Annotated in this window: 18 protein-coding genes; 6 read left to right on the top strand and 12 right to left on the bottom strand. The window is 66.5% G+C overall.

Annotated features, from left to right (window positions below; all coding sequences use genetic code 11):
- Positions 1–32 precede the first annotated feature (32 nt).
- On the top strand, positions 33–1,490 hold the full coding sequence (locus tag AKJ09_RS27525) for an OmpP1/FadL family transporter (protein ID WP_169927918.1): 1,458 nt from the start codon (positions 33–35) through the stop codon (positions 1,488–1,490).
- A gap of 268 nt (positions 1,491–1,758) precedes the next feature.
- Here AKJ09_RS27525 and AKJ09_RS27520 read toward each other — a convergent pair whose 3' ends face one another.
- The 3 genes from AKJ09_RS27520 to AKJ09_RS27510 all read right to left on the bottom strand — a co-directional run bounded on the left by AKJ09_RS27520 (position 1,759) and on the right by AKJ09_RS27510 (position 6,862).
- Positions 1,759–2,616 (bottom strand): hypothetical protein, encoded by an 858-nt coding sequence (locus AKJ09_RS27520; protein ID WP_146650807.1) that lies wholly within the window; start codon positions 2,614–2,616, stop codon positions 1,759–1,761.
- 436 nt (positions 2,617–3,052) lie between these two features.
- On the bottom strand, positions 3,053–5,152 hold the full coding sequence (locus tag AKJ09_RS27515; protein WP_146650805.1) for a LysM peptidoglycan-binding domain-containing protein: 2,100 nt from the start codon (positions 5,150–5,152) through the stop codon (positions 3,053–3,055).
- Between the two features lie 69 nt (positions 5,153–5,221).
- Entirely contained in the window at positions 5,222–6,862 is a 1,641-nt protein-coding gene (locus AKJ09_RS27510; protein WP_169927917.1) for a VanW family protein, read from the bottom strand.
- 245 nt (positions 6,863–7,107) lie between these two features.
- On the opposite strand from AKJ09_RS27510, the gene AKJ09_RS27505 reads away from it, so the two are divergent.
- Positions 7,108–8,844 carry a serine/threonine protein kinase gene (locus AKJ09_RS27505; protein WP_146650801.1) on the top strand — a complete coding sequence of 579 codons (1,737 nt, stop codon included), beginning with the start codon at positions 7,108–7,110 and terminating at the stop codon, positions 8,842–8,844.
- A gap of 9 nt (positions 8,845–8,853) precedes the next feature.
- On the opposite strand, the gene AKJ09_RS27500 is transcribed toward AKJ09_RS27505, so the two are convergent.
- Both AKJ09_RS27500 and AKJ09_RS27495 read right to left on the bottom strand, forming a co-directional pair.
- Positions 8,854–9,702, bottom strand: a complete 849-nt coding sequence (locus AKJ09_RS27500; RefSeq protein WP_146650799.1) for a metallophosphoesterase — start codon at positions 9,700–9,702, stop codon at positions 8,854–8,856.
- Positions 9,703–9,799: 97 nt separating this feature from the next.
- Positions 9,800–10,552, bottom strand: a complete 753-nt coding sequence (locus AKJ09_RS27495; RefSeq protein WP_146650797.1) for an expansin family protein — start codon at positions 10,550–10,552, stop codon at positions 9,800–9,802.
- A gap of 151 nt (positions 10,553–10,703) precedes the next feature.
- On the opposite strand from AKJ09_RS27495, the gene AKJ09_RS27490 reads away from it, so the two are divergent.
- Positions 10,704–12,038 carry an MFS transporter gene (locus AKJ09_RS27490; protein WP_240488603.1) on the top strand — a complete coding sequence of 445 codons (1,335 nt, stop codon included), beginning with the start codon at positions 10,704–10,706 and terminating at the stop codon, positions 12,036–12,038.
- Here AKJ09_RS27490 and AKJ09_RS27485 read toward each other — a convergent pair.
- Positions 12,026–12,478, bottom strand: coding sequence for a hypothetical protein (locus tag AKJ09_RS27485; protein ID WP_169927916.1), 453 nt, complete (start codon positions 12,476–12,478; stop codon positions 12,026–12,028). The two genes, AKJ09_RS27490 and AKJ09_RS27485, sit on opposite strands and share 13 nt — an antisense overlap.
- A 378-nt stretch (positions 12,479–12,856) precedes the next feature.
- Positions 12,857–13,117, bottom strand: coding sequence for a hypothetical protein (locus tag AKJ09_RS27480; protein WP_146650793.1), 261 nt, complete (start codon positions 13,115–13,117; stop codon positions 12,857–12,859).
- A 207-nt stretch (positions 13,118–13,324) separates the two neighbouring features.
- Between AKJ09_RS27480 and AKJ09_RS27475 the strand changes: the two genes are divergently transcribed.
- Complete coding sequence (locus tag AKJ09_RS27475; protein WP_146650791.1) at positions 13,325–13,609, top strand: hypothetical protein; 285 nt, start codon at positions 13,325–13,327, stop codon at positions 13,607–13,609.
- 6 nt (positions 13,610–13,615) lie between these two features.
- Here the strand turns inward: AKJ09_RS27475 and AKJ09_RS27470 are convergent, their stop codons facing one another.
- Entirely contained in the window at positions 13,616–14,470 is an 855-nt protein-coding gene (locus tag AKJ09_RS27470; protein WP_146650790.1) for a DNA-methyltransferase, read from the bottom strand.
- Between the two features lie 18 nt (positions 14,471–14,488).
- On the opposite strand from AKJ09_RS27470, the gene AKJ09_RS27465 reads away from it, so the two are divergent.
- Together AKJ09_RS27465 and AKJ09_RS27460 are read left to right on the top strand one after the other, a co-directional pair.
- On the top strand, positions 14,489–15,811 hold the full coding sequence (locus AKJ09_RS27465; RefSeq protein WP_146650788.1) for a DUF6986 family protein: 1,323 nt from the start codon (positions 14,489–14,491) through the stop codon (positions 15,809–15,811).
- 75 nt (positions 15,812–15,886) lie between these two features.
- On the top strand, positions 15,887–16,552 hold the full coding sequence (locus tag AKJ09_RS27460) for a CAP domain-containing protein (RefSeq protein WP_169927915.1): 666 nt from the start codon (positions 15,887–15,889) through the stop codon (positions 16,550–16,552).
- A 16-nt stretch (positions 16,553–16,568) separates the two neighbouring features.
- On the opposite strand, the gene AKJ09_RS27455 is transcribed toward AKJ09_RS27460, so the two are convergent.
- From AKJ09_RS27455 to AKJ09_RS27440, 4 genes are all read right to left on the bottom strand, one after another.
- Positions 16,569–18,206: a urate hydroxylase PuuD gene (locus AKJ09_RS27455; protein WP_146650784.1), complete on the bottom strand. Its 1,638-nt coding sequence runs from the start codon at positions 18,204–18,206 to the stop codon at positions 16,569–16,571.
- Between the two features lie 172 nt (positions 18,207–18,378).
- Positions 18,379–19,308: a hypothetical protein gene (locus AKJ09_RS27450; protein ID WP_146650782.1), complete on the bottom strand. Its 930-nt coding sequence runs from the start codon at positions 19,306–19,308 to the stop codon at positions 18,379–18,381.
- A gap of 14 nt (positions 19,309–19,322) precedes the next feature.
- Positions 19,323–20,471, bottom strand: a complete 1,149-nt coding sequence (locus AKJ09_RS27445; RefSeq protein ID WP_146650780.1) for a FecR domain-containing protein — start codon at positions 20,469–20,471, stop codon at positions 19,323–19,325.
- Positions 20,468–21,121 (bottom strand): RNA polymerase sigma factor, encoded by a 654-nt coding sequence (locus AKJ09_RS27440; protein WP_169927914.1) that lies wholly within the window; start codon positions 21,119–21,121, stop codon positions 20,468–20,470. The genes AKJ09_RS27445 and AKJ09_RS27440 overlap by 4 nt, the downstream gene beginning before the upstream one ends.
- Positions 21,122–21,185 lie beyond the last annotated feature (64 nt).

Genomic DNA, 21,185 nt, shown 5'->3' with positions numbered 1-21,185 from the left:
CGTCCCGTAGTGTGAGATTCCGATCACGGCGGGTGGGCCTGAAAGGTCTCTCGTTTCTCCTGGCTCTTGCGAGTGTTGCGACGAGCGTCGCGAGTCTCGTGGGTAGCGAGGGAACCGCACACGCCGCCGGTCTCTACACGTCCGATCGCGGCGTGCGCCCTCTCGGTCGAGGCGGCGCCTTCGTGGCCGGCGCCGATGATCTCGGAGCCATCTGGTACAACCCCGCCGGCCTCGCCGACGCGGGCAGCGGTCTTCTCGCCGACTTCTCGTGGATGAATTTCTCCGCGGAGTACACGCGACAGACGCAGGTGGTCGACGCGAACGGGACGCTGCGCAACTACTCCTATCCGAAGGTCAAAGGCACGACGCCGTTCCTGCCGATCCCGACCATCGCGGGCAGCTACAACTTCGGGAGCGAGAAGCAGTACACGCTCGCCTTCGGCGTCTTCGCGCCGTACTCGTCGATCGCCAGCTACCCACTCACCATCGACGGTCAGCCTTCACCGCAACGCTACTCGCTCGTTTCGCTCGACGGCTCGATGCTCGCGGTCGTCGGCGGCTACTTCGCCTGGAAGCCGACCGAACGCTTTCGCATCGGCTTCGGCGTCCAGACGCTCGTCGGCACCTTCAAGTCGAAGGTCGTCTTCAGCGCGAGCCCGTCCGACCGCCTCATCTCCTCCCCCGAGGACCCGCAGTACGACGCGCTCAGCCAGCTGAGCGTCGGACCGATCATCGCGCCGAGCGGCAACCTCGGCGTCATCGGCGAGGTCACCAAGAACATCCGGCTAGGCGCATCGTTCCAGCTGCCCTTCTGGGTGAACGCGCCCGCGACCATCCAGGTTCGCTTGCCGACGGCCGCTCCCTTCGACAAGGCGTATCAGGACGGTGAAGACGCACGCGTGAAGTTCATGCTGCCGCCGATCCTCCGCCTCGGCGCCGAGTACCGCACGGACCTCGGGAACGAGAACTCGATCCGCGTCGAAGGCAGCTACGTGCGCGAGTTCTGGAGCGTGCACGAGTCGATCGACATCCGCTCGGAGAACATTCGCCTCTACGACATCACCGGCTTCCCGAGCCCCTTCGGCGTCGCTCCGATCTCGATGCCGCGAAACTTCCAGGACTCGAACTCTTTCCGCCTCGGCGCGGAGTACTCGACGCGAGCCCTCTTCCCCTCGAACCGCACCGACTTCCGCCTCGGCCTCAACTACGAGACGAGCGCCATTCCGCGCGAATGGGTGACCGCCCTCACCTACGACGCGAACAAGCTCACCATCGGCGCCGGCGGCAGCGTCCACGTCGCTCCGCACTGGCGCATGGACGCCGTCGCCGCGCTCGTCATGCTCGGCAGCACCACCGTCGATCCCTCGGAAGCGATGGTCCCGCGCGTGAATCCCGTCAAAGGCAACCCCACGCAAACCGAAGCCATCAACGGCGGCGACTACAGCGCCCACGCCCTCATCCTCGGCGTCGGCGCCCAGTACACGTTTTAGCCTTGTGGGGCCCCACTGCCCGCGGCGGGTTCACCTTCGGCGACGTCGCGCTATGAGCGCGACGAAGACCCCGCCGCTCGCCTCGTGGCCACCTACAGACGTCTTGGTATCTCGAAGCCTTCGGTTTTGAACCGCCTGGTGGCACTCGTGCTTCGCACGAGAGTAGTTGGCCTCCACGCGGCCTCGCGGAATGCGTGACTGCGTTCGCAGGCTCAGCCGGCGGGGCGCTATCTTTGAATTCGGCAGCTCTGCGCGGGCGAAGGTGCCCTCACTGCGTTCTCCTGCTCGTGCGGCGGCGCCGAATCACCAAGGCGGTCGCCGTGACCCCGAGGGCGGCAAGGCTGACCGCCGACGTCCTCGTCCCCGACGTCCCGCATCCGCTGCCCGCTGCCTCCGTCGACGAGAGGGGAGCCGGACCAACGCTTGGCCCCGATACTGTGTCGTCATCGGACGCGGCTCCCGGAGCGGGCGGGCTCTCACTCGGGGCGGGAGCACCGCCGTCGGTCTCCGCGCAGCCCACGACCCAGAGATCGAAGTAAGGGTCGTATCCGAGCCCGTTTCCGACGGTGCTTCCCCGCTGAGGCGTGGACACCACGATCACGAAATCGGACGCGGCGCGGACCGTCAGCTCGATGTGATCCTGAGTGAAGCCGGCGTTGATGCGGGTCGAGTCGGCAAGGTAGTTCTTCCGAATGTCGCTTGGGTCGAAGGCGTCGCGATACACGGCGACCTCGAAGGCGCCGACGCCACCACAGATGCCCGAGGAGACGGGGCCCCTGCACGTGATCTCGGGTGGACACGGTTCCGTGAAGCCGCAGCCGTAGTAGTAAAGTTGGATGGTCACGCACGCGTCCGTCGCCCGTGCGTTCGTGAATTTGTACGCGCTGTAGTGCCACTCGACGCCGGGTTCGATGATCGGCGGGGTCAGGTTCGCCACGCCACACCGGGACGCGGGCCAGATATCGCCCGGCTCGGCAAAATAGTGAAAGTGTCCCTTCTGCGTGGGGTTCGTTTGACGGACGACGCCCTGCAGCGTCGGATGAATGTCGTCGCGCCCCCAGCCGCTGGCGATCGGGCCAAGAGAGCACTGGCGGCGCTCTAGCTGATGCCCATCGTCCGGGGGCAACGGGCTCCTCCATGCGCCTCCGTCCGAGGTCCCACCGTCGGGCGTTGGCCCTGCGTCGTCCAGCACAGCCGCCGACGCAGGCCAGGGCGCGTTGGTCAACAGCGCCAGGCTCGTGCACAGCCCAATGGATCGCACTCGCATGTTACCCCCGGCGCTCGTCGACGCTGCAAGGCACCTGCCGTCTTCGAACTCGAGAGCCCCCGCCCTCGGCGTGCTCGGCGGGCCGCCTGGGACGGTCGAGTATCACTCTGCCCCCTCGACAGTTCGGCCTCGCGACGACCGCTCACCGTGTCGTAGCCGCGGGCCGAACGAGGACGTCGTGCTCTTCAGACAGCCGAATGCGTCGCGCTCGGTCGCTCGTCTTCCCGCAGAGCTCTCTGACGACGCCCGTCACGGACGGTCGTCGACCATTCGCTCATGCAGAGAACGAACGAGATCAGGGGAGTGCGGGAAGGAGCTCGGGGTTCGGCGGGTTCGAGAGAGGCGGCGTCGCTTCGGGGAATGCCGACACGGCGGTGCCGTTGGGCGTCGCCTGGTTGCCGGGGCCGGCGACCCAGCACACGATGGATTCGCCCGGGACGAGAGCCTCGTTACGGCCGCGTCGGTTGATGCGCTCCATCAGGCCCGTCGTCACGCCGTGCTTCTTGCCGATCGATTCGAGCGTGTCGCCGGCTTTCGCCGAGACGACCACGCGGCGGCGACCTTTGTCGTCCCAGTGCTGGAAGAACTCGTCGGTACCGGCGACCACGGTGTGGACGTCCGGCTCGCCGAGAACGACGACGCCCGTGAGGTCGGCATCGCGCGGCACGAAGAGTTGGACGGTCATGCCCTCGACCAGACGTGCCTGCGGATCGACGCCATTCCAGCGACGCACTTCGTCGGGCGTCGTCTTGAACGTGGAACAGATCTCGCGCAGCGAGTCGCCGACCTGGACGCGATAGAACACGCGACGGCGATCGGGGTAGACGAACATGTCCTGCGGAACGACGACCATCGGCTTGCCGTTGAAGGCCGACTTGTCCTTCGACGCAGTGTCCTTGCGTTCCTCGGCGACAACGCCGTCGCCCTTCGGCACGAGGAGCACCGTGCCACCGCGGACGACTTCGCCCTGACCAATCGCGTTGAGCTCGACGAGCTTCGAGACCGCCACGTGACGAGCCTGCGCGATCTGCTCGAGCGACTCTCCGAAGCGGACCACGTAGCGCTCCGTGCCCGGCGCTTCACGCCGATTCTTGGCAAGGCTCTGCGTGCAGAGTGCACCCTTACCGGCGGGAACCTTCACGGGCCAGTCCGCCTGGGCAGGCGGCGTGCGCGACGCCCGGAGCTCGGGGTTGAGCTGCTCGATCTCCTTCGTGGTCACCCCGCAAGCCGTGGCCACGGTAGCGAGAGCAACCCCCGGCCCGACGGGCACGTCTTCACCTTCGAGCGGGGCTTCGATCTGGAGCTCGCGATAGCCGAACGTGGCGAGGTTGCGAGCGACGATCGACGCCGCGATGATCTTCGGAACGTAGAGCGTGGTCTCCCAAGGCAGCGAGCCTTCGAGCTTGGAGAGCGCCCAGAAGTCGTTCGTGTTGTACTTGCGCACCGCCGAGAGCACACCGCCGTAGCCCATGTTGTAAGCGGCCATGGCGAGATCCCAGCTGCCGAAGCGCCGATGGAGATCGGCGAGGAAATCGGAGGCCGCCTCGGTGGCCGAGACGAGGCTCATGCGCTGATCGGCCCAGCGATCCTGATTGAGCCCGTAGATCTTCCCTGTCTCGGGCATGAACTGCCAGAGGCCCACGGCGCCGACGGGTGATCGCGCCGCCGGATCGAAACCGCTCTCGATCATCGAGAGCCACACGAGATCTTCGGGCAGCCCCTTGCGACGAAGAACCTTCTTCATCGCATCGCGGTAGCGCCCCGAACGGCGCATCCAGATCGTCAGCGTGGTGCGCCCACGCGGATCGTCCTTGAAGAACTCGAGGTAGCGAACGACGCGCGCGTCCCATCGAACGGGCAGGTCGGGCATGTCGAGCTTCGAGAGCCACGCGAGATCGCGCCCGCCTTCGGCGAGGGCCGGTGCGCTTGCCGGTGGCGTTGGAGGCAGCCCCGAAGCGTGGACGCGCGGACGGTCTTCGCTGCTGGCGACCGGAAACGGCAGCTCGTCGGGCCATGCCGTCACGGTGGAGCTCTGTGCCGGCGGAAAGAGCTCCCGCTCGGCGGCGTAGAGCGCGCGGAGCTCCGGCGTGTCGGCACCGACGGCCGTATCGTCGAACGTCGGGCCGCCCGCGACCGAGCGACGAACGGTCGTCTCCGGCGGCCGCGTGGCCTTCGTCGAGGACGACGACGAGGAATTCGACGACGCGTTCGTCTTCGAGCCCTTGTTCGATCCCGCGGCCGCCTTCCCGTTCGAGGGGCGTGCGGCCGGCGCCGGGGGAGCCGCGTGGGCGCTGGGAGCGAACGTCCCCGATACGAACGCGAGCCCGAGGACGGACGCGAGGCCGAGGACGGACGCGAGGCAGGACGTGCGGGAAGAGCGGAGAGGCCTCTTCATGAGCACGAGCATGCGCACTTCATGAAGGAGGCGTCAAATTCGGTGCACCTCGCCGCGCCAGACGCCGGGTCAGTGCCGGCCGACCCAGATGGTTTTCGTGGGGTTCGACTGGGCGTTCGTGGGCGCGTGCGCCCCGGGGCTGTCGACGAATTCGATGCCATCGGCCGGTTTTTCGCACGTGGTGCAGGCCGTTGCGGCGGCTGTGTTCGTGGGCTTCGTGGGCGTGCGCGCCTCGGCGGGGGCCGCGGACGGGTTGCCGCCGAGATCAGCGTCCTCACCGGCTTCGGGAACGGGCGGGAGCTGCGCGACGTCGAAGCCGACGGGCACGTGGTAGATCTCGGTGGTCGGCGGGTAGAGGTCGGTGGCCTCTTCCTTCTTCGTCGTGCCGTTCGGGTAACGAAGGATGCGCGACCGCTTGATGCGAAAGCCCTTGATGCCGTGCTGCTTGACCAGCACCTTCTTGCCCGAGAGGCTCGCCTCCTCGACGACCTTCCGCTTGTAGGGAATCGTCGAGACGAGCTCGCGGCCGAAACTGACCTCGACCGGCTTCATCTTGCCGAGAAGCTCGACGCGCAGCTTGCCGCCTTCGGTCTTGGCGTGGACGACGATGGGGAACGGATGCGGGTTACGCACCTTCAGGTCGACGGCCGGGAAGACGACGGTCGAATCGAGCCCCATCGGGATGTACGCGCTCGGACGCGAGTGCGGGAGGCGCTCGAGCACGTCGAGTCCGCCGAAGAAGACGGCCGCGTGGAAGGTCGAGGCCACCTGACAGGTGCCTCCGCCGATGCCCTCGACCATCTCGCCCTTGAAGATCTCCCAGCTCTTCTGGAAGCCGTTGGCCTCGCTGCGTTCGCCGATGACTTCGTTGAAGCTCACGAGCTCGCCCGGCGAGATGACGAGGCCATCGAGCTTCTGCGCGGCGTTGTCGATGTTCTTTCCGCGCCGCTGCTGCTCGCCACCGCGCGAAAAGTGCGTCTCGTACTCGGCGACGACCGTGCTGATGTCGAGGCTCTTGAGGAACGCGGAGGACACACGGGGCGCGAACGTGCCCAGGGGAAGCTCGAACCGTGCAGCGCTCTCACCGCCGGCCGGCGTACGAACCGACGCCTCGAGGCGTGCGAGTGTCGCGTCGACGTCGATGTAGTGACCTTCCTTCTCGGGAATGGTCGCGTGCTTCTCGAGGTCGAGGCGCGCCGAAACCGGCTGCGTGTCCTCGGTCTCTTTGAGCTTCTCGAGGACGGGCACGGCCACGGCGCGGTCGATCGCCGTCAAGAGCGGCACGTCGATGCCCCCTTCGCGAGCGGTCTTGGCCGCCTCGGCGCGCGAGAGCAGATCGCCCGTCTTGCCGATGCGCTCTGCAACGGCGACGGTCTGGTCGACATCGACCTTCAACCCGAGGTCCCCGAGGGTGGCTTCGAGCACCGGCTTCTCGGCCCCGGGCATGGCAAGCTGGACCTTACGAGCCAGCAAGGTTCGAGCTCGGCCTTCGACGAGCGCACGAACCTCAGCGTCCGACGCCTGGTCGGCCACGCGTTCGCCATCGATCGAGAGCCCAGGCAGAACGGCCGAGTTTGGCAGGTACCGCACGCGCCCGTAAACGCCTGCCCCCGCGACGGACGCGAGAATGGCCGCGGCGATCCCCAAGCGCAGGCCCCAACGCTTGCGCGGGCGAGCAGGGGGCGGCATCAGCGATCGAGGCGGAACCACGGCGTCTTTACGCACATGTGGGCGGCCTCGGTCATCGGGATCCGGAAAGTGCATGATTGGAAAACGCTCGAGTAGGGAACCATCATCCGTGTCGTGCTCGCCAGGCATCCAGGCATCCGGTCGGCCGTCTCTCGTCGGTCACCGTACGTGAGCACGCGTAGTTTAGCCGCGAGCGCGGGAGAAGGAGAAGCGCTGGGCGTGTATCATCGGAATCGCCACCCCCTCGTCGCGCGTACGGCCATCCAGTGAAGACCTGCACGAAGTGCAAAATGCGCTATCCGAACGAAGCGACGTTTTGCTTCGTGGACGGACTCGAGCTCGCCGATCTGCCTGATCCGCGCATCGGTACGTTGCTCGCCGGGCGGTACGTCCTCGAGGAAGTCATCGGCGAAGGCGGCATGGCGACGGTGTATCGCGCGCGCCAGAAGCTCGTCGACCGATTCGTCGCCGTGAAGATCATGAACCCGATGCTCGCGACCGACCCCGTCGTTCGCGAACGGTTCCGCCGCGAGGCACGCAGTGCGCAGATGCTCGCGCACCCGAACATCATCGAGATCTTCGACCAGGGCGACACGGAAGACGGCACGTGCTTCCTCGTCATGGAGCTTCTGCAGGGCAGCTCGCTAGGGGCCCTCATCGAGCGCGGCCCGCTCGAGATCAATCGCGCGCTCCACCTGATGATCCAGATCGCGCGCGGACTTGCCCGAGCGCACGATCTCGAGGTCATCCACCGAGACATCAAGCCGGAGAACATCTTCCTCTGCCGGCGCGACAACGGCTCCGATCTCGTGAAGCTCCTCGATTTCGGTATCGCGAAGAGCCGCCACGACTCACGCCTCACCGGACAGGGCGAGCTCTTCGGAACGCCCCAATACATGGCGCCCGAACGAATCATGGGCGCCGACACGAGCGGTTCGAGCGATCTCTATGCGCTCGGCGTCGTGTTCTTCGAGATGCTCACCGGCGGCCTGCCGTTCGACGCGAACGACATCACCGCGTTCTTCGCGATGCACATCAACGAGCCGCCGCCGTCGCTTCGCTCGCGCAATCCGCGCGTACCGCAAGCGCTCGACGAGCTCGTGGTGAAGATGCTCGCCAAGGAGCCGAAGGATCGCCCGGTCGATGCGCACCGCATCCACCAAGATCTCCAAGCCATCCTCCACGAGCGAGAGGCCCCTGCCCCGCCCGATGCAAGCGACGAGCCGCTCAGTGTTCCCGCCCCGATCACGCTCGGCGAGGGTCCCGGTGATCCTTGGGCGCGCCGCATCTTCGTGCTCGAGCAGATGCTCGCGCGCGCCTTCGGTCGCAAAGATCTCGCACCGGGCAACCTCACGTCGCTTCTCGATGAGGTGAACGAGCTCACACGGCGCGTGGTCACGCTCCGCAACGAAGGATTCGAAGCGCAGAACGCGCTCGAACAGATCGACCTTCGCGGCCGCGAAAAACGCGCGCAGCTCGGCTTCGCGGTGCACCAGCTCGGCGTCGACGTCTCCCGGGCGAAAGAAGAACTGCGCGACTCGACCGAGGCGCTGGCGCGCGCCGAAGAGGCCACCCAAGCATCTCGCGCGCGCTTCCTCGAAGCGCACAAGGAAGTCCTGTATTGGGAAGGCCGCTCGGCGTTCGTCGAACCGTGGTCCGATCTCGCGCGGGCCTACAGTGCGGCGGCGGATGCCGTCGAAGAGTGGCGCCTGCTCCGCGCCGAAGAGCGGCGCGCGCAAGAAGGCATCGAGAACGCCAACCGCAACGTCAGCGATCTCGATTTCCAGATCCGAGAGCTACGCTCGGCCCTCTCCGCTCACGAACGCGACCTCGACGAAGAGCGTGCCAAGTGTCGTAGCCGCATCGAGAGCCACGGCAAGGAAGCCGATCTCCTCGAGACCCAGCTCTACGAGCTCACCACCCGTTTTTGCAGCCCACTCCGCACGCGACCCGAGCTCCAGGGGCTCTTCAAGGAGCTCGAGATGGCCGCGGCGGCCGCCTAGCAACGACCTTCAGTCCCAGAGGGCCGCGCGGAGCACGGTCGAGCGGCGCTCGTCCGCCTCGGGATCGAGCTCGAAGACGGCAATCTCCGGACACGTGCGCCCTGCGCGGAAGCCGTGCATCGAATGCCCGATACCGGCGTTCACGTAGAGCTCGGTGGTCTCGCTCACGCGGTAGAAGCCTTGGAGATAACGGTGCCCCGTGAGCTTCGCGAGCATGGCGGTCACGCGCGGAACGTCGATCTGTCCGGCGTGGGTGTGGCCCGAGAGAACGAGCGGCGCGCGCATCGGGGCGATCTCCTCCGCCGTGTTCGGATAGTGCGTGAGTACGAGCGCTCGCTCCGGATCACGGACATTCGCGAAAGCGCGAACGACGTCGGCATGACGCGAGCGTCCGTCGTCCACACCAACGATGGTGAGCGCACCATGGCGACCTTCCACGACGGTCGACTCGTTGCGAAGTACCCGCGCGCCGCCCGACTCGAGTGCAGACTGCACCCGATCGGCGTTCGCCCAGTGATCGTGGTTGCCGAGCACGGCCACGCACGGCGCAGGCAACGAGCGCACGAGCTCGGTCATGCGGTGCACGTGGAAAACCGACGCGTTGACGTAGTCCCCCGTGAGCGCAACGAGATCGCAGTCGAGCGTCCGCACCACATCCGCCACGCGCGACAGCACGCGACGAGGCGTGGTCGGTCCGACGTGGATGTCCGTGAGCTGAACGACCCGCGCGGATCGCTCTCCACGCCAGGGAATGCGATGCCACGTGACCGCGATCCCATCGCGCCGACCAGCTGCAATCCTCGAATACGCAAGGGTGGTACCGACAGCAGCTGCGAGCGCGAGCGGAACGATTGGCATGACTTTCACGTAGCGACGGGCATGCCCGCTCGCCAGCGCTCGGCCGCCGATTCACACGCGTTTCACACCGTCCGGCTTCACGTCGCCACGGCGCAAATCAGAATTGTGCTTTTCCGACGAGGAGTTCACCGGGCGAGAAGCCAGGGAACGTGTCGGTGACGACCTGACCGTTCATGCCGGTCAGACGAATGGTGAACTCGCCCGGCCCGAAGCCGCTGTCGTCGTTGAGCGTTCCGTCCGTCTCGCGACGAAGCTCGCGGAAGTCGTGACGGCTGCTCTTCACTTCGACCTTGCTGATCGGAATGCGCGGATTGCGAACCCAGAAACTCGACCAGTCGACGTGCGCGCCGGTCTGGAACTGATAGCGAAGCGTGCCCGACTCCGCGCACGACACGAGCTGCCAGGTCATGAGCCTCGGCTCTTCGCCGCTGAAGAGCGCGTCATAGGCCTCGGGGCTGAGATCGATGTCTTCCTTGTGGTTCGTCACGCCTGTCGTCACCACGCGCGCGACGAGCGACTTTCCCTTCTTCGTCGTGATCTGAATGCACGCATCACAGAGCTGCCCGTTGCCGTTGAACGTCAGCTCGAGGCCCGCCAGGTAGTTGCCGTAGATCGGCGGGATCGATGAGTCGTACGGCGAACACGAGTTGTGCCACTGCGTCTCCGCCCAATCGACGGGGCCGAGGTTGTAGATGCCGTCGTGCGCATCACCGTAGAGCTTCCCATCGCTCGACACGCCGGTCGTCGTCGACGTTCCTGCTGGCGACGAGCCGGGCGAACCGTCCGACGAGGAGCATGCTGCGATCGACGAGAGGACAACCAAGGCACATGCGAAGCCGAAGAGGCGCATGCTCGCGATGGTAGAGCATCGAGCACGAGCATCGATAGAGCACGAACGTACCTTCGTCACCTTCCTTCCTTGCGCCTTCCTTGCGCCTTCCTCGCGCCGCTATCGCCGACGCAGAGCTCATGCGCGATGACGTCGGCTCGTTCGTGCAGCCATGCGTTCGAAACGTTATGGTCGCATCGTGGCCTCGGAAGCGCGCAAGACGACGGCGTTCGCGAACATGGGCCGCGCGCTCCGTTCGCGGAACTATCGTCTGTTCTTCATGGGCCAGGGCCTGTCGCTCATCGGCACGTGGATCACACGCGTGGCAACGAGTTGGCTCGTCTACCGGCTCACCGGCTCGGCGCTGCTGCTCGGCACGGTGAGCTTCGCCGGACAGATCCCGACGTTCCTGCTCGCGCCGTTCGCCGGCGTCGTCGTCGACCGGACCAATCGCCACCGTGTGCTCGTCGTCACGCAAGTGCTGGCGATGATCCAGTCGGCGCTCCTCGCGTTCTTCGCGCTCACGCACCTCATCACCGTCTGGCACATCCTCGTTTTGCAGGTGTTCCAGGGACTCATCAACGCGTTCGATACGCCCGGGCGACAGGCGTTCGTCGTCGAGATGGTCGAATCGCGCGAAGATCTCTCGAATGCCATCGCGCTCAATGCGTCGATGGTCAACGCCGCGCGTCTGCTCGGACCATCGATTGCGGGCGTGCTCATCGCGCTGGTGGGTGAAGGCTGGTGCTTCAGCCTCGACGCGCTCAGCTACGTCGCCGTCATCGCATCGCTCCTCGCCATGCGGCTTGCGCCCCGCGAGGCGCCGAAGAAGCACGCCAAGTTCGTCTCGGATCTCGGCGAGGGCTTCCGCTACGTCGCCGGGTCGGCGCCGATTCGCGCGCTGCTCGTCTTGCTCGCTGTCGTGAGCTTCAGCGGCATGCCCTACACGGTTCTCATGCCGATCTTCGCCAGCAAGGTCCTCGGCGGCGGCCCGCACACGCTCGGTCTCATGATGGGCGCCGTCGGCGTCGGCGCGATCGGCGGCGTTCTCTGGCTCGCGTCGCGTTCGAGCGTTCGTGGGCTCGGTCGCGTGATCGTCGCCGGCGGTTATACGTTCGGCCTCGGCCTCATCGCGTTCTCGTTGTCACGATCGCTGTGGCTCTCGGTTCCGCTGCTCGCTCTGTGCGGCGCCGGAATGATGCTCACGATGGCGTCGAGCAACACGCTGCTGCAGACGCTCTCCGAGGAGAACATGCGCGGCCGCGTCATGAGCTTCTACACGATGGCGTTCTTCGGCATGGTGCCCTTCGGAAGCCTCGCGGCGGGCGCCATCAGCGATCGCTTCGGGGCGCCCACCGCCGTGCGGGTCGGGGGCGTGGTCACGCTCGCAGTCGTGACGCTGTTTTTCCGTAACTTGCCGGCGCTCCGCAAAGAGGTCAGGCCGATCTACGTGCGCCTCGGCATCCTTCCCCAGCCCGAAAACGAGACGACGGCTTACGGCAAATAGGGCTCGAAGAGCGGCGCGCCGGTGCGCGTGACGGCGTCGTCGACCTTCACTGCCCAGTGGTAGCCGATCCACGGATCGTTCATCACCGAAGGCCCCCACATGCAGATCCCACGAACGTCTCGGAGGCCATTCGCGATATCGAGAACGTTGGCCACGCCATTCATGCTTTCGTGTGCGCGGCAGTCTGCGATGAGCTCGCCCAACTGCTCGCGCCGCACCCATGCGCCGTCGTCGAACGTGCGAAGCAAACGCAGGGCAACGCCCTCCGTGCGCCCGAGCGCGATGCGCTGAGGTTCGGAGAAGGGCGCGTAACCGAACTTGCGAACGACGCCGTCGGCTCCGATCACGTGCACGCGCCGATGATCGAGGGGCGCCGAGTCATCGAAGACGAAGCGCATGACCAAGTGACCGCGCTCGTGCCTCTCGAGGTACGCGCGCATCGGCCGCGCGAGGCGACGGACTTCGTCGAATGTCTTGCGAGCCCAAAGCGGGAACACACCTCAACAAGAGCTGCGCATCCGTTCAGCGTCAAGCGTCGCCGGCGAGCGCGGCCGCACGCCCCGCGCGACACTCACCCGCACGAGAACCGACCGACAGTGAGCTCTCGGCCCCCTCAAGAACTGACCGACAGTGAGCCCCCGAGCCTCTCAAGAACTGACCGCCAGTGAGCTCTCGGCTCCGAGCCTCGAGATGAGAGCTGTGTGATCCCCGAGAGATCCGCAGAACTGACTGACAGTGAGTTCTTCGGTCAGCGGAATCGACCGACAGTGAGGTCTGGACGACGGCCGGGGCGTCGAGGGCTGGGCACCGTGGATTGGTCAGCGCTCGCCTGCGATCGAGCTCACCACGTTCGTGTCCGCAGGGCTCGGCCCGGAAGCCTGCATGCGGTTCGCGTTCGTCGAGCTCAGATAGCCGGAGACCGCCATGACCAGACCGATCGCCATCGCGGCGAAGCGCAGCCGAAGTGCGTCGCGTCGTTTCGTTTCGACGCACTCGAGGAAGCCTTCGACCCGAACGGACGGAGGCATGTCGATGCTCACGTCGTAGACATTCGCGTTGGGGCAGGTCGCTGCGCTCATCTTGGTCGAGGCTCTTTGCACCCCCCGTGCCGAGACGGCCATCGCGCGACGCTCCGCGAGAACATCGAGAAAATAGGCACTCACGTCGAAGATGGAAGGCCCAAGGGCGTGTCCGCCAGCGGACTCGGCTGTCGGAACTCGAAACAGCCTGTTCGTTCCCGACACGGTCGGCCGACCGATGTTCGCCCTTTGCGGTATGGGAAGGGCATGCCGCTGCCCACACTCTCGCCTGCCGAGTACGCGCTCCTTCGCGAGGTCCGACTCTCGGACGAAGACCACGGCGGCCTCGATTCGGCGGAGCTTGCGACCGACGAATACGACGCGATGGATCGCTTGTGCTCACTCGGTCTCGTGGAGGCGACCGGCGAATACGGCGAGGCACCCGACGGCGAAGAGGACGAACGCGACGCTGGCGCGACGGCCATCGTCTACCGAATCACCGGGGCCGGCGTGCTCGCCCTCGCCGACGCACCGCCCCCCGAGCGGAGCTGAACGCGGTCACTCGCCGACGTCGAACTCGACGGGCAGCTCGGCGAAGCGGCGGCGCATGACCTCGATGGCCGCTGCGCTCTTGTCGACCAGCAAGAAGTTTCGCCCGGTCTCGAGAGCCGCCGCCCCCGTCGTGCCGCTGCCCGCGAAGAAGTCGAGGACCAGCCCGTCCTTCGGACACGACGCGCGGACGATGCGACGGAGAATGCCGAGCGGCTTCTGCGTTGGGTAACCGAGCTTCTCCTTGCCGGTCGGGCTCACGATGGTGTGCCACCACGTATCGGTGGGAAGCTTGCCGCGCGCTGCCTTCTCGGGCCCCACGAGCCCGGGCGCCATGTACGGGATGCGGTCGACCTCGCTCAGGTCGAAGTGGTACTTCGCCGGATTCTTCGCGTAGAAAAGGATGTTGTCGTGCTTGGCCGGCCAACGCTTCTTCGAGCGCGCGCCGTAGTCGTAGGCCCAGATGATCTCGTTGAGGAAGGCCTCTCGCCCGAAGATGCGGTCGAGCAGCACCTTGCAGTAATGGACCTCGCGATAGTCGATGTGGAAGTAGAAGCTGCCCGTCGGCTTGAGGACGCGATGCGCCTCGCGCAGGCGCGGCTCGAGAAACGCGAGGTAGTCCTCGAAGCGATCCGCAAAGCCAGGGTCGCGAGCGACGCGCTCCGTCCGATACCGCTTACCCATGAAGCCGGTGCGGTCGCCGCCTTCTTCGTCGCGGATGGTCCGCAGGCGTTCGCGACGCTGCACGCGGCCCGTGTTGAACGGGGGGTCGACGTAGACGAGATCCACCGAGGCGTCCGCGATGCGCGGTAGGACCTCGAGACAGTCTCCGTGGATGACCCGGTTTGTCACGACGGTCTGCATCCTTTACAACAGCTCGCGATGACGGTCTCTGGTTCTCTTCCCTCTGCACGTATCGAAGCCGCCCTTGCCCTGCTCGGCTCCGTCCCAACGCTTGCGACGGCCGGCGCGCGGCGACCGGTCCACGTGCTGTACGGCGGCGCCCACCTTTACAAGGCCGACGCGGCCGCAAAGCTCGGCAAACTCGCGGCGAACGCGATGGCCACGTGGGGAAAGGACGACGACGCTTTCGGAGCGCTCGTCGGGGCCGGCAAGGAGGGTTCCATCGTCGCCGCGAGAGTCCGCGAGAAGCTCGCCAACGCACCACTCGAAGCGATGTGCATCGACTTCGAAGACGGCTACGGGCCGCGCCCCGACGCCGAGGAAGACGCCGACGCCGAACGCGCCGCGACCGAGCTCGCGAAGGCATCGCAAGCGCCCGGGCCCGTCGTCGGCATGCGTATCAAGGCGCTTTCGACCGCGACGGCACGACGTGCGATCCGAACCCTCGACCTCTTCGTGACGACGCTCGCCAAAGCATCGTCGGCAGCACTGCCTTTGGGCTTCACGGTAACCCTCCCCAAGGTGGAGGCACCGAACGAAGTCGCGGCGCTCGCCTCGCTGCTCGACGATCTCGAGCGCGAAAACGGCCTCGCGCCCAAGACGATCGGCATCGAGCTCATGGTCGAGTCGCCGAAGTCGCTCGTCGCCAAGGACGGCAGCGTGGCCTTGCCTGCCCTCGTGACGGCGGCCAACGGTCGTTGCGTGGCTGCGCACCTCGGCGCCTACGATCTCACGGCGAGCCTCGGCGTGAGCGCCACCGAGCAGCGGCTCGACCATCCCGCGTGCGACGCCGCACGCATGTTGATGCAGCTCTCGCTCGGCGACGGCCCGGTCGCGGTCGTCGACGGCGCCACGACCATTCTTCCTCTTCCGCGCCACAAGGCAGCGGCGGGCCAGTCGCTCGATCCTCGACAAGCGGCCGAGAACGAGAGCGACGTCCACGGCGCTTGGCGCCTCCACGCGCGCCACGTCCGGAGCGCGCTCGCGATGGGCATCTATCAAGGTTGGGATCTGCATCCCGCGCAGCTGCCCGCGCGCTACGGCGCGCTCTACGCCTTCTTCCTCGGCGAGCGAAACGCGATGTCCGCGCGCCTTCGCACGTTCGTCGACCGCGCGACCAAGGCCACGCGTTCGGGTCAGGTTTTCGACGACGCGGCGACGGGCCAGGGCCTGCTCAACTTCTTCCTGCGCGGCGTTGCGTGCGGAGCGCTCGACGAGAACGACGTGCAGCCCACGGGGCTTTCGCTGGACGAGCTTCGCTCGCGATCGTTCGCAGCGATCGTCGAGGCGCGTTCGACCTGAACGCGTGCGTCCGAATGGTCGCGCTCTCGCGCATGCGTGGCCATGGGACGACGCAAAGCGCTAGCATCGCAGGCGATGGTTCTTCGAAGCGTCTTCTTCTCTTGCGTGACGATGCTCTTGGCGTGCGGGCCGTCCGACCACGCGCGAAGCGGTCACGGCGGCAAGAGTCCGAGCTCGAAGAACGCCAAGGGTGACGGCGAGGTGGTCGAGGAGAAGGTCACCTACGAGCGCATGCCGGACGGTTCGGTCAAGAAGACGACCACACGAACGACACGCCGCACGGTCGAAGCGCCGCCACCTCCTGCCCGCCCCGCCGATCCGTGGCCGAGCGACAAGCGCGCCCGCTACAACGTCGAGCGCATCAACGCCTACCGCGCGCAGAAAGGTCTCGAGCCAGTCCTTTACGACGCGAAGATCAGCAGCTTCGCCCGTGCCGGCTCCGAGCGCCTCTCGCGCGATCACGTTCCTCACGCGAACTTCGCGGCGAACGCTCAGGGCGCGCCCGGCTTCGGCTCACGCAGCGCGGAAAATCAGGGCGATCCGAACGGTGTGCCCGTGCTCGATCCCGATGCCACCACCAACGGCAAGAAGCAGATCGACATCATGCTCAAGCTGATGATGGACGAGGGCCCGGGCGGCGGACACTACGACAACATGATGAATCCGAAGTTCCGCCGCGTCGGCGTGGGGTTCGTCGACGTGGGCGGCCGCTTCTACATGACGAACGACTTCTCGGACTGAAGAGTCGTCGAACGGATCACTCCACGCGGAAGTCGAACGCGACGTTCGCCGTTTCGCGCGGCTTGATCTTCACCTTCTGCGTCAGGCGCCCGAACGATTCGTGCCACGCCTCGAGCTCGTACTCGCCCTCCGGCACGTTCACGAGACTGAACTCGCCCGCGCTGCCGGAGACCGCGAAGAACGGGTGCGAGACGACGCCGACGAACGCGCTCATCCACGGGTGCACGTCGCACTTCGCGCGCACCATGACCTCTTGCTTGTCGAAGGTCTTCGCGAGGCGCATGTCCTTCGTGGGCATCAGATCGTTGAAGGGTGCGTTCTTCTCCGCCACGGCGCGCACGTTGTGAAGCACGGCATCGCTGTTGAGGAACACGACCTTCTGGCCGACCTGCGCGCCAATGACGTGGGGGCTGTAGAGGCAGCCCTTCTGGTCCATCACGATCGGCGCGGAGGGAGCTTGCGCGCCCTTGTAGTTGTCGAGGCCGCTCTTCACCCAGACGAACGCGTTCTGGAGAAACCCGTTCTTCGCCAGAACGGCGTCCGAGTAGACCGGGCCCTTCGCATCGGTGGTGCAGGTGCCGAGATTCAGCTCCTTCGGCGGGGGCGGAGTGCCGTTCAAACGAACGGTGCCTTTGAGCGTGCCGACCACGCTCTCGTTGGCCACGTGGTCGGGGCCGCCCTGGCTCTTCGGCTCGCTCACGGTGAGCGGCCCGGTCGGAAGCGCATCCCCGCTGTCGGCCGAGGCCGACGACGCCGACGACGTCAGCGACGAGTGCGTGACCGTGAGCAAGATCGCGAGCGCACCGATGAGAATCGCCGGCGAGAGCTCCTTCTTCACGTTCTGGAGGTGACGGATGCCCGCGCCCACCACGACGAGCCCCGCGAGGATCGCCCAGTTGTATTTGTTCCCGTACGCGCCCGGGAAGTGGTTGCTCAGCATGATGAACACGACCGGATAGGTCATGTAATTGTTGTGCCGTGAGCGCGTCTTCGCCTGCTTGGCGAGCTTGGCGTCGGGCTTTCGCTTCTCGTTGACCGCCGTGACGAGGCCCTTCTGCGCGGGGATGATGTGCACCCAGACGTTCGTGGCCATCCACGTTCCCATCATCGCACCGGTCATCAAGAACGCCGCGCGCCCGCTGATCGTGTGCGAGAGGAAGTAGAGAACGCCGATGACGATCCCGTACGTGATCGCGGCGCCGACGTAGATGTTCTTCGTGAGCGGCGAGCGCCAGAGAATGTCGTAGACGAACCACGAGCCGACCAGCACACCGACGCAGAGCGCCGTGGCCGCAGCCGGTGAGATACTCGACACGTTGGGGTCGACGAGCGTCACGCCCCCGCCCTGGAAGAAGACGATGTCGAGGAGGAGCCAGCCGGTCAGAAGCGTGAAGCCGGCCTCCCACTTGAACCAATGGAGCTTCTCCGGCATCTGCGCGGGCGCAACGAGCGTCTTCTCGACGTCGTAGAAGCCGCCCGAGTGGACCATCCAGAGCTCGCCCTCGATGCCCTTCGCCTTCGTGCGCTCGTTCACCTCGATGCGGGCGTCGAGCCAGTTGAAGAAGAGGGAGCTGCCGATCCACATGATCGCGCTGATCACGTGCATCCAGCGGACGCAGAGATTGAGCCACTCGGTGACGGTCGCCGGAGACATTGCATCGACTATGCCTCGTGTGTCGATTGGATGTCTACTCAGCAGCAATTCACGCACGCTGGCGAGACGCGCGGTCGTGAGACGCGCAAGCGACACGGCTCCAAGACAAGCATCGCCTGCGTCTCAAGTTCGTATTCGCAGCGCGGCTTTGGGATGGGGGGCGCCGACGGATTCAGGGCACTCGCGAGGGGAGGATGCCGAGCCCCAGCGAGAGCCCAGCGTACGGGCCGGCCAGGTTGAGCACGCTCCGATCGCTCGCGTCATTCGCGTGGAGATCCAGCGCTGGCCCGGCGAACCCGAGGTCGAGCGCCACGACGACGCCTGCCGAGCGGACGATCCGCGTGAAGGCCTGCAGCTCCCACGTTGCCGCGAACGTCGGGGTCGACGAGGTCGATGCGCCGACTCCCTCCCCGCGGCCCCACATCCAACCGAGCTCGAGACGCGGTCCGGTTCCGACCAGGACGCGGTCGCTACGTACGAAATCGAACGTGGTCGAAACGCCTGCCCCGACCATGTCGACTGCCACAGAACCGAGAACGTCGTCGGCGGAGGCTCGCCCGTAGTAGCCGAAGGCCCCGGCACGCCACGAGGGCGAGAGCGAGAGACCGCCTTCCACGCGCGGCGTGAAAACGGTCGCTCCGCCCGAGAACATGGTCCGGAGGCCGATCTGCGCGAGGACGTAAGGCGCTCGGACGGGCCTTGACGATTCCGGACGTGCCGCATCACGTGGCGGCGGAGACGGAGGCGGTGATGGAGCAAGAGGCGGAGGCGGCGGAGGCTCGCCTGCGCTCCGTGCGAGCTCGCCGACCGAAAGCGCGATGATGCGCTCGACGTCGGTGACTCCGCTCAGATCGACGACCGCATGTCGTTCGGCGCTCAGCGCTTCGTCTCGAACGACGAGCTCGGCACTCGTAGCGTCGTCGGCGATCGTCACCACGACGTCGATCGACGTTCCCTGCTCGCCGAGCTCCAGCGCGACCAGAGCATCGAGCTTTCGGGCGTCGACCTTGGAGCCCGTATCGTGAACTTCGACCTGTGCGGACGCGACATCGTCAGCCGAAACGAGGAGGAGTCCACCGAGGCACGCGAGCGTCCATCGCATGCGACGTTGACGCTTCAACGAGCTGCCCACGCCCTCACGCGCTCGAGATGTCGTCCCTGAGGAAACGACTCTCGATATCGAATGGCGGCAGCCTTCGCATCGTCCTTGCGCGCAGCGCGCGCATAGCACTCGACGACGCGCGAGCTTGCATCTTCTTGGAGCGCTCCCGGCAGGCCAAGCTTCGTGGCACGGTCGAACCAGTCGCCCGCCGTCGACGGATCGTCGAGGTCGTCCGCGTGGATCTTTCCGAGGGTGAACGCGGCGAGCGCGGCCTGCGGATCGCGCTGCGCGACGAGCTTCCCGAGAATCTCGACGGCCTCGCGCGGACGCCCGGCGTGCCTCGCCTCGTCGGCACTTGCCATGGGATCGACGACCGGCGCGGACGCGGCTGCGACTGCCGTACTCGAGGGTGCGGCCTTCACCGCAGCGGTCGCGACCGCCCCACTCGGCGTGGAGGCGGGAGCCGACGGACGCGCGCTCGCCGGCGGCGTCGGCAGTTCGTCGGAGGTGACCACACCATCGGGCGCCCTCGTACCGGCCTCCTCGACGGGCACCGAAGGCTCGAGGGATGCGGACGCCGTGGGAGCATGCACGTCCACCGATTGCCCGGCGACCAAGATGACCGAACCGCCCGCGAGACGCGGGTTCTCGACGAGCACCTTCCCACGCTCGACGACGACGTGCACGTCGTCCGATGCGTCGCGAACGACGGAGAAGCGCGTTCCTAGCACGCGCACGGTCACATCGCCGGCGTCGACGACCCACATGCGCGGGCCCCCGGGCTTGATGTCGAACGTAGCGCCTCCGCGCTCGAGTCCGAGGACTACGCGATGGCCGTCCGTTCGCTTCGTCGAAACGCGCGCGCCTTCGTGGAGCTCGAGGCGTGAACCGTCGTCCAAGGGAAAGACGTTCGGCGCAATCGTCTCGAAGAGGGCTGGCATCGCTCCGCCACCTGCCATCGCCAGAGGCCCTGGCGCGGGTGGGTGCCCGAGGCTACGCAGGCCGAAAACGAGCAGCGCCACGAGAACGACGACCATTGGCGCGGCCACGCGCGCCCGCTTCAGCCGTCGCGCGCGCACTCGCTTTGGACCGATCGCGTTCCACGCGGCATCGATGGCCGCTTCGTCGACCTCGCTCGTCAGCTGATCGGCAAGGCGCGTCACCGGCGACCGCCTTCCTTCGCGGCTCCGAGATGACGGAGAACGACTGCATCAGCGCTGGCGATCCGACGCTTCGCCGTTGCCGGGGAGCAGCCACAGGCCGAGGCTACCTCGTCCACCGCGAGCCCTTCGACGTGACGGAGCAACCACGCGATGCGGTCGGCGTCGGTCGCCTTGCGGAGCGCCTCATCGAGCCATCGCAGCTCTGCACGGGCCTCGGCAGATGCCGACTCGACAGCCAAGGCGTCGAGCGAGACTTCATCGCGCTCTCGGTCGAGACCAAGGAGGCGCAAGAGGCGGCGTCGACGGAACCGACGATGGACGAGGCGCACCGTGATGCGATGAATCCACGTCCGAAACGCGCCTGGCTGGCGAAGCTCCGCGAGATCTTCGAACGCGGTCACGAAGGCGTCTTGCAGGACGTCCATCGCGTCGTCACTCGACGCAAGGAGACGCGTCGCCAGCCGGAGAACCGAGGGCGCATGGCGCCGATACAAAAGCTCTTCCGCGACGCGCTCGCCTTCGCGTGCACGAAGCACGAGCCGGGCATCGTCCTGCGATCCGGATGCGTCTTCTCCGGCGACCTTCAGCGCTCGCGTGCTGGGCGTGTTGGACGGATCCGCATCCGCCAGGGACCGAGAGAGCGTTCCCACCAGCCGCGCATCTAGCACATGGATCGCGGCCGAGCCATGGTTGGAGCTTGGGGCGTACGCCACG

The sequence above is a fragment of the Labilithrix luteola genome, from assembly GCF_001263205.1.
Lineage (GTDB): Bacteria > Myxococcota_A > Polyangia > Polyangiales > Polyangiaceae > Labilithrix > Labilithrix luteola.
This window is presented reverse-complemented; position numbering and strand designations above follow the sequence as displayed.

Excerpts from the sequence above, each read along its gene's own strand:
- AKJ09_RS27515 (WP_146650805.1), bottom strand. The coding sequence starts at position 5,152 with ATGAAGAGGCCTCTCCGCTCTTCCCGCACGTCCTGCCTCGCGTCCGTC.
- AKJ09_RS27500 (WP_146650799.1), bottom strand. The coding sequence starts at position 9,702 with ATGCCAATCGTTCCGCTCGCGCTCGCAGCTGCTGTCGGTACCACCCTT.
- AKJ09_RS27495 (WP_146650797.1), bottom strand. The coding sequence starts at position 10,552 with ATGCGCCTCTTCGGCTTCGCATGTGCCTTGGTTGTCCTCTCGTCGATC.
- AKJ09_RS27490 (WP_240488603.1), top strand. The coding sequence starts at position 10,704 with ATGCGTTCGAAACGTTATGGTCGCATCGTGGCCTCGGAAGCGCGCAAG.
- AKJ09_RS27485 (WP_169927916.1), bottom strand. The coding sequence starts at position 12,478 with ATGCGCGCGTACCTCGAGAGGCACGAGCGCGGTCACTTGGTCATGCGC.
- AKJ09_RS27480 (WP_146650793.1), bottom strand. The coding sequence starts at position 13,117 with ATGAGCGCAGCGACCTGCCCCAACGCGAATGTCTACGACGTGAGCATC.
- AKJ09_RS27475 (WP_146650791.1), top strand. The coding sequence starts at position 13,325 with ATGCCGCTGCCCACACTCTCGCCTGCCGAGTACGCGCTCCTTCGCGAG.
- AKJ09_RS27470 (WP_146650790.1), bottom strand. The coding sequence starts at position 14,470 with ATGCAGACCGTCGTGACAAACCGGGTCATCCACGGAGACTGTCTCGAG.
- AKJ09_RS27465 (WP_146650788.1), top strand. The coding sequence starts at position 14,489 with ATGACGGTCTCTGGTTCTCTTCCCTCTGCACGTATCGAAGCCGCCCTT.
- AKJ09_RS27460 (WP_169927915.1), top strand. The coding sequence starts at position 15,887 with ATGGTTCTTCGAAGCGTCTTCTTCTCTTGCGTGACGATGCTCTTGGCG.
- AKJ09_RS27455 (WP_146650784.1), bottom strand. The coding sequence starts at position 18,206 with ATGTCTCCGGCGACCGTCACCGAGTGGCTCAATCTCTGCGTCCGCTGG.
- AKJ09_RS27450 (WP_146650782.1), bottom strand. The coding sequence starts at position 19,308 with ATGCGATGGACGCTCGCGTGCCTCGGTGGACTCCTCCTCGTTTCGGCT.